The following is a 6,357-nucleotide window of genomic DNA, read 5'->3' as shown; positions in this document are numbered from 1 at the left end:
CGCGCTCGGCGGCGGTCGGCTCGTAAAGAGCCTCCTGGCGGTCTTCGGCGGCCACCGCGATCCACGACGCCGCCACCAGCGTCACCACACTCGTCAGCCGGAACCACAGCAGCAGCGCGATGAACACCACGAACGTCGACAGCAGGGGGTTGCGCGACGCCCCGCCCAGCAGGCCACTGCCGAGCAGCTGCAGCCCGAGCAGCCCGCCGCCGCCGATCAGCGCCCCGGCGGCCATCCGCCGCACGGTGAGCCGGGCGCCCTCGAGAAAGCGTAACAGCACCAGCAGCGCGATCGTGTCGATCAGGTACACCGCGGCGAGCCCCACCACAACGACGAGCGTGGTCGACAGCCCGCGCAGCGTCTCGGGAAAGAGGTCGAACAGCCAGTTCAGCGCCGCGGTGCTGGCCACGCTGAGCGCGGCCGCCACGAACAGCGCGACCCCCAGCACGAGCGCCACCACGAAGTCGCGCGCCTTCAGCAGCACGTACGAGCGGCGATCCTTGGGCATCCCGAAGATCGCGCGAACGGCCATCCGGGAGTAGGTGATCCAGCCGATCGCCGTCCAGACGAGCACCGCGAGCGCCGCGACGCCCGTCACCCCCAGCAGGGAGGTGCTCGATTGGGCGATCCGTTGCAGGTCGTCGGGGTGGATGACACCGCTCGTGCCGATCAGGCCGGGCACGTAGGTGTTGATCACCTGCACCATCGCGTCCATCGTCTCGGGCGAGCCGACCAGCCAGATCCCGGCCACCGCGAACACGATGTACACCGAGGCGAACACGGCGAACAGGGCCTGATAGCTCATGCCGGACGAGAGCAGGAATCCGTTGCCGGCCAGGAACCGCCGCCACACCCGGCTCGGGAAGAGCGCGAGGGTGTTCTGCGTGAGAGTGGTGATCCTCGCGAGCGGCTCGTCGAAGCGGTCGCCCAGGCGGTCGCCGATCCGATCGCCCATTCGGTCGCCCAGGCGGTCGCCGATCCGGTCCCGGGCATCGTCGCGCGGCCCTCGGTCCATGGCCACAGCCTACCGACGCGCCCGGTACCGTGGAGGCATGCGTGTTGCCACCTGGAACGTGAACTCCATCCGAGCCCGAGTGGGGCGCGTCGCCGACTGGCTGGTGCGTGAAGACGTCGACGTGCTCGGCATGCAGGAGATCAAGTGCAAGGAGTCGCAGTTCCCCTACGAGGCCTTCCACGAGGCGGGCTACGAAGTGGTGCTGCACGGCCTCAACCAGTGGAACGGCGTGGCCTTCGCGAGCCGGCTACCCATGCACGAGGTCGAGAACACCTTCACCGGCATGCCCGGCTTCGGCAAGGCGCTGGATGACGGATCGCTGCCGCTGGAGGCCCGCGCGCTGGGCGTCACCGTGGAGGGCGTTCGCCTCTGGAGCCTCTACGTGCCCAACGGCCGCGAGCTCGACAACCCGCACTACGCCTACAAGCTGACCTGGCTGAAAGAACTCGCCGCGCAGACCGAAAGCTGGCTCGCCTCGCATCCGGATCAGCCGCTCGCTCTGATGGGCGACTGGAACGTGGCCCCGCTCGACACCGATGTGTGGGATCGGGCCGCCTTCGAGGGCTCCACGCACGTCTCCGAGCCCGAGCGCGCCGCCTTCCGGGCGTTCGAGGCGATCGGGCTGCAGGATGTCGTGCGCCCGCTGGTGCCCGATGGCTACACCTACTGGGACTACAAGCAGCTGCGCTTCCCGCGCAACGAGGGCATGCGGATCGACTTCGTGATGGGCTCGCAGGCCTTCGCCGAGCGGGTCTCGGCAGCACGGATCGACCGCAACGAGCGCAAGGGCGATGCGCCGTCGGATCACGTCCCGGTGGTCGTCGACCTCGACGACGCGGCCGATGAGGACGACGACGACCGCCCGATGATCTTCGGCTGAGACTTCTCCACAGGAGGCTCTTCAGCGGCGCGTTCTGCACAGACTCGTCGGCGTCACCTCGACGCCTCCGGATGCGTGTATAGATTGACGCATGTCCTCACCCACCGTCGGCGCCGGCTCGCCGCTCACCCCGGGCGAACCCGCGCCTCACGGGCCCGACGCGCGGTCACGGCTGCGGGTCTGGCTGACGGATGGGCTGGTCGATCGCACGGGCCGGCATCCGGGGCCCGGCGCCGTGAAAACCGAGAAGACGCACTCGTGGTGGCGGGTGATGTGCCTCACCGGCGTCGACTACTTCTCGACCCTGGGCTACCAGCCGGCCATCGCCGCGCTCGCGGCCGGGCTGCTGTCGCCGTTCGCCACGGTGGTGCTCGTGCTGCTCACGCTGTTCGGCGCGTTGCCGGTGTACCGCCGGGTGGCGCGCGAGAGCTTCCGCGGCGAGGGTTCGATCGCCATGCTCGAGCGACTGCTGCCCTGGTGGGGCGGCAAGCTCGTGGTGCTGGTGCTGCTCGGCTTCGCGGCGACCGACTTCATGATCACCATCACGCTGTCGGCGGCGGATGCCACGGCGCACGCCATCGAGAACCCCTTCGCCCCCGACTGGTTCGAGGGGCAGCAGGTGATCATCACGCTGGTGCTGATCGCGGGGCTGTCGGTGGTGTTCCTGCGCGGATTCAAAGAGGCGATCAACATCGCCGTGGTGCTGGTGGCGGTGTTCCTCGTGCTGAACGCGATCGTGGTGATCGTCTCGATCGGGCACGTCTTCGAGAACACGGTGGTGGTCGACGACTGGTGGAAGGCACTCACCGCCGAGCACGGCAACCCGCTCGTGATGGTCGGTATCGCGCTGATCGCGTTCCCCAAGCTCGCGCTCGGCCTCTCCGGATTCGAGACCGGCGTGGCCGTGATGCCGCAGATCAGCAGCGGGCGCACCAAGCGCGGCGCGGGCGGCACTCCCGGCGTGGCCGACACCCCTGCCAAGCCGCTCGGGCGCATCAAGGGGGCCAAGCGGCTGCTCACGGTGTCGGCGATCATCATGTCCACCTTCCTCATCAGCTCGAGCATCGTCACCACCCTGCTCATCCCGCAGAAGGACTTCGAGGCCGGCGGCCCGGCCAACGGGCGCGCTCTGGCGTACCTGGCCCACCAGTTCCTGGGCGACGGCTTCGGCACGGCCTACGACGTCGCCACCATCGCCATCCTCTGGTTCGCGGGCGCCTCCGCCCTGGCCGGGCTGCTCAATCTCGTGCCGCGGTACCTGCCGCGCTACGGCATGGCACCGCACTGGGCCGGGGCCGTGCGGCCGCTCGTGCTCGTCTTCACGGGCATCGCCGTACTCATCACCCTCGTCTTCCGGGCGAACGTGGATGCGCAGGCCGGCGCCTACGCCACCGGCGTGCTGGTGCTCATCACCTCGGCATCCGTCGCCGTCACGCTGTCGGCCCTGCGCAAGAAGCAGCGTGCGGCCACCATCGGCTTCGCCGTGATCGCGGTCGTTTTCCTCTACACGACCGTGGCGAACATCTTCGAGCGGCCCGACGGCGTGCGGATCGCCGCGCTGTTCATCATCGCGATCATCGTGGTGTCAATCGTGTCGCGCGTGCAGCGTTCGTTCCAGTTGCGCGCCACCTCGGTGTCGCTGGATGCGAACGCGATCGACTTCGTGCTCACCGACGCGGAGGAGTACGACTCGATCCGCATCATCGCCAACGAGCCCGACGACGGCTCGGCCGAGGAGTACCGGCAGAAGATCCGCGAAGAGCGGCGCGACAGCGGCATCCCGCAGCGTTCACCCGTGATCTTCCTCGAGGTGTACCCCTCCGACTCCTCCGACTTCGAAGAAGACCTCCTGGTGCGCGGCGAGGTGCTGCACGGGTTCCGGGTACTCAAGGTCACCAGCGGCAACATCCCGAACACCATCGCGGCCACCCTGCTGGAGATCCGCGATCTCACGGGTGTGGTGCCGAACATCTACTTCGAGTGGACCGAGGGCAGCCCCATCTCGAACATGTTCAAGTTCCTGGTCACCGGCACCGGCGAGGTCGCCCCGGTCACCCGAGAGGTGCTGCGGCGGGCCGAACGCGACCGCACGCACCGGCCCGAGGTGCACGTCAGCTGAGCCGTGCCGTGCGGCGCAGCTGCGGTGCACTGGGAATCTCTGGGCATCTGTGGCGTTAATGGTGTGCATGGCCACGAAGACTCTCACCCTTGACAACCACGACGAGACCGTCGCCGACGGCATCGTGCTGATCGACTTCTGGGCGGACTGGTGCGGACCGTGCAAGCAGTTCGCCCCCGTGTTCGAGAAGGCGTCCGACGCGAACGACGACATCACGTTCGCCAAGGTCGACACCGAAGATCAGCAGCAGCTCGCCGCGTCGTACGGCATCACGTCGATCCCGACGCTCGTCGGCTACCGCGACGGCATCCCGATCTTCGCGCAGCCCGGAGCCCTCCCGGGCACGGTGCTCGACGACATCATCGCCCAGGTGCGCGCCCTCGACATGGAGACCGTGAAGAAGGACTACGCCGACGCCGTGGCGAAGCAGCAGTCCGGCGAGGCCGCCGTGGGTGCCTCCGACGCCTCGGCGCCGTCGCCCGACGCCGTCTGATCCCCGATCGGTTCGAAACTGCAGAAATAACGAGGACCGACGCCCTATACGGTGTCGGTCCTCGTTATTTCGTCGATTCTGAACCGATCAGGCGGCTTCGGACTCTTCTTCGGCCTCGAGCTTGCCGAGGAACTCGGTGATGAACGCGGAGAGCTGCTCGACGATCTCGGCGTCGTCCTTCGGGTGCGTCTCGGCGAAGCGCACGACCGAGTTCGGCACCGCGAGGGTGGTGGCGTCGATCACGCGGGCGCCGGCGATGCCGAACGACTTGCGGGCCTCGTCCTGAGCCCAGACGCCGCCGAACTGCGCGAAGGCGGTGCCGATCACCGCGACCGGCTTGCCGGAGATCGAGCTGGAGCCGTAGGGGCGCGACGACCAGTCGATGGCGTTCTTGAGGTTGGCCGGGATGGTGCCGTTGTGCTCGGGGGTGACCACCAGAACGGCGTCGGCGTCGGCGATCGCCTGACGGTAGGCCACGACGCTCTCGGGCAGCTGGCCCTCGACGTCGACGTCTTCGTTGTAGAGGGGCAGGGTGTGGTGGCCCTCGAACAGCTCGAACGTGGTGCCGGTGGGCGCGAGCGCCACGGCGGCTTCGGCTAGCTGGCGGTTGGTCGAGGCGGCGCGAAGGCTGCCGACGAGCACGAGCACGGTCTTCTCGGTCATGATTCTCCTGTGTACGGGTGGCCCACCGGAAGCCCGGTGGAAGCAGTGTTCAGCTCATTCAACCGGACTGTGGTCCGTTTATTCCCGTGCTACAGTCCACGCATGGATCCGCGGGAGGCTCTGCCCCTCCACCCCACGATCGGTCCCCAGCCGGCCGAGCGCTCGGATGCGGCCCGCAACCGGGCGAAACTGATCGCGACCGCGCGGCGGATCATCGACCTCGACGGCGTCGAGGGCCTCACGATGGACCGCCTTGCCACCGAGGCCGGCGTGGGCAAGGGCACCGTCTTCCGCCGATTCGGCTCCCGGGCAGGGCTCTGCCAGACGCTGCTCGACGACGTGGAGCGCGACTTCCAGGGCCGATTCCTCAGCGGACCGCCCCCGCTCGGCCCGGGTGCCCCGCCGCTCGAACGGCTGGTCGCGTTCGGGCGCGCGCGGATCGACACGCTCTGGCAGCAGGGTGCGCTGCTGCGAGCGGCCGAGGTGCCCACCGAGAGCCACTTCGAGGTGCCGGCCCGCAAGGTGGTCGAGCTGCATCTCGTCACGCTGCTGCGCGAGGCCGGCGCCACCGGCGATCTGCCCGTTCTGGCCTTCAACCTGCTCTCGGTGCTCGAAGGCATCCTGCTGATGCCGCCGGGGTTCGGCTCGGGGCGCGCCGGCGCCTCCGGATCCCCGGCCGCATCCCCCGGGTTCCGCATCGCGCGGTTCGCCGACGGCTGGGAAGACCTGGTGAGGCGACTGCTCAGCTGACCCGTCGCACCACCCTCGGCAGCGCCACCCACAGCACCACGACGGCCACGAGGATCAGCGCCCCCACCACGATCCCGCCCGTGCGGCCGAGCACGAAGTCGAAGATCAGCAGGGCCGTACCGGCGAGCGTGAGCGCCACGCCCACCATCGTGGCGGCCAGGATGGTGTCGGTCACGCGCACGATCTGGGCCTTGGCCCGCTTGCGGAAGAGCGCCCGGTGCAGACTCACCGGCGCCAGCCCGAAGACCGTCGTGAGGATCGACGCCACCACGAGGCAGAGGTACACCGTGTGCTGGTAGTCGTCGAGCTGGTCGAAGCGCGACTGGAACACCGCCGCGAGCAGGAACCCGGTGAGGATCTGCGTCCCGGTCTGGATCACCCGCAGCTCCTGCAGCAGCTCGTTCCAGTTGCGGTCGAGGCGCTCGTTCTCGGTCTCG

The 6,357-nt window shown here is 68.8% G+C and carries 7 protein-coding genes; 4 read left to right on the top strand and 3 right to left on the bottom strand.

Annotated features, from left to right (window positions below; all coding sequences use genetic code 11):
- A partial coding sequence (locus tag Q0D75_RS20840) for a YihY/virulence factor BrkB family protein (protein ID WP_291057781.1) occupies positions 1–1,015 on the bottom strand: 1,015 nt, incomplete at its 3' end.
- Between the two features lie 37 nt (positions 1,016–1,052).
- On the opposite strand from Q0D75_RS20840, the gene Q0D75_RS20835 reads away from it, so the two are divergent.
- The 3 genes from Q0D75_RS20835 to trxA all read left to right on the top strand — a co-directional run bounded on the left by Q0D75_RS20835 (position 1,053) and on the right by trxA (position 4,507).
- Positions 1,053–1,895: an exodeoxyribonuclease III gene (locus tag Q0D75_RS20835; RefSeq protein ID WP_291057779.1), complete on the top strand. Its 843-nt coding sequence runs from the start codon at positions 1,053–1,055 to the stop codon at positions 1,893–1,895.
- Positions 1,896–2,166: 271 nt separating this feature from the next.
- Entirely contained in the window at positions 2,167–4,014 is a 1,848-nt protein-coding gene (locus tag Q0D75_RS20830) for an amino acid transporter (RefSeq protein WP_291057782.1), read from the top strand.
- Between the two features lie 67 nt (positions 4,015–4,081).
- Positions 4,082–4,507, top strand: a complete 426-nt coding sequence (gene trxA / locus Q0D75_RS20825; RefSeq protein ID WP_291057777.1) for a thioredoxin — start codon at positions 4,082–4,084, stop codon at positions 4,505–4,507.
- Positions 4,508–4,594: 87 nt separating this feature from the next.
- Here the strand turns inward: trxA and Q0D75_RS20820 are convergent, their stop codons facing one another.
- Positions 4,595–5,170: an NAD(P)H-dependent oxidoreductase gene (locus tag Q0D75_RS20820; RefSeq protein ID WP_291057775.1), complete on the bottom strand. Its 576-nt coding sequence runs from the start codon at positions 5,168–5,170 to the stop codon at positions 4,595–4,597.
- 102 nt (positions 5,171–5,272) lie between these two features.
- Between Q0D75_RS20820 and Q0D75_RS20815 the strand changes: the two genes are divergently transcribed.
- A complete protein-coding gene (locus Q0D75_RS20815) occupies positions 5,273–5,920 on the top strand; it encodes a TetR/AcrR family transcriptional regulator (RefSeq protein ID WP_291057773.1) in 648 nt (215 codons plus the stop codon).
- Here Q0D75_RS20815 and Q0D75_RS20810 read toward each other — a convergent pair.
- Positions 5,913–6,357: DUF6328 family protein (locus tag Q0D75_RS20810; protein WP_291057771.1), on the bottom strand; the 445-nt coding region annotated here is incomplete at its 5' end. The genes Q0D75_RS20815 and Q0D75_RS20810 overlap by 8 nt on opposite strands.

It is taken from the genome of Herbiconiux sp. (genome assembly GCF_023264855.1).
Taxonomy (GTDB): domain Bacteria; phylum Actinomycetota; class Actinomycetes; order Actinomycetales; family Microbacteriaceae; genus Herbiconiux.
Note: the sequence above shows the minus strand (reverse complement) of the source record. Positions and strands in the feature narration are given on the sequence as shown.

Coding starts and splice junctions, on each gene's coding strand:
- Q0D75_RS20835 (WP_291057779.1), top strand. CDS start 1,053: ATGCGTGTTGCCACCTGGAACGTGAACTCCATCCGAGCCCGAGTGGGG.
- Q0D75_RS20830 (WP_291057782.1), top strand. CDS start 2,167: ATGTGCCTCACCGGCGTCGACTACTTCTCGACCCTGGGCTACCAGCCG.
- trxA (WP_291057777.1), top strand. CDS start 4,082: ATGGCCACGAAGACTCTCACCCTTGACAACCACGACGAGACCGTCGCC.
- Q0D75_RS20820 (WP_291057775.1), bottom strand. CDS start 5,170: ATGACCGAGAAGACCGTGCTCGTGCTCGTCGGCAGCCTTCGCGCCGCC.
- Q0D75_RS20815 (WP_291057773.1), top strand. CDS start 5,273: ATGGATCCGCGGGAGGCTCTGCCCCTCCACCCCACGATCGGTCCCCAG.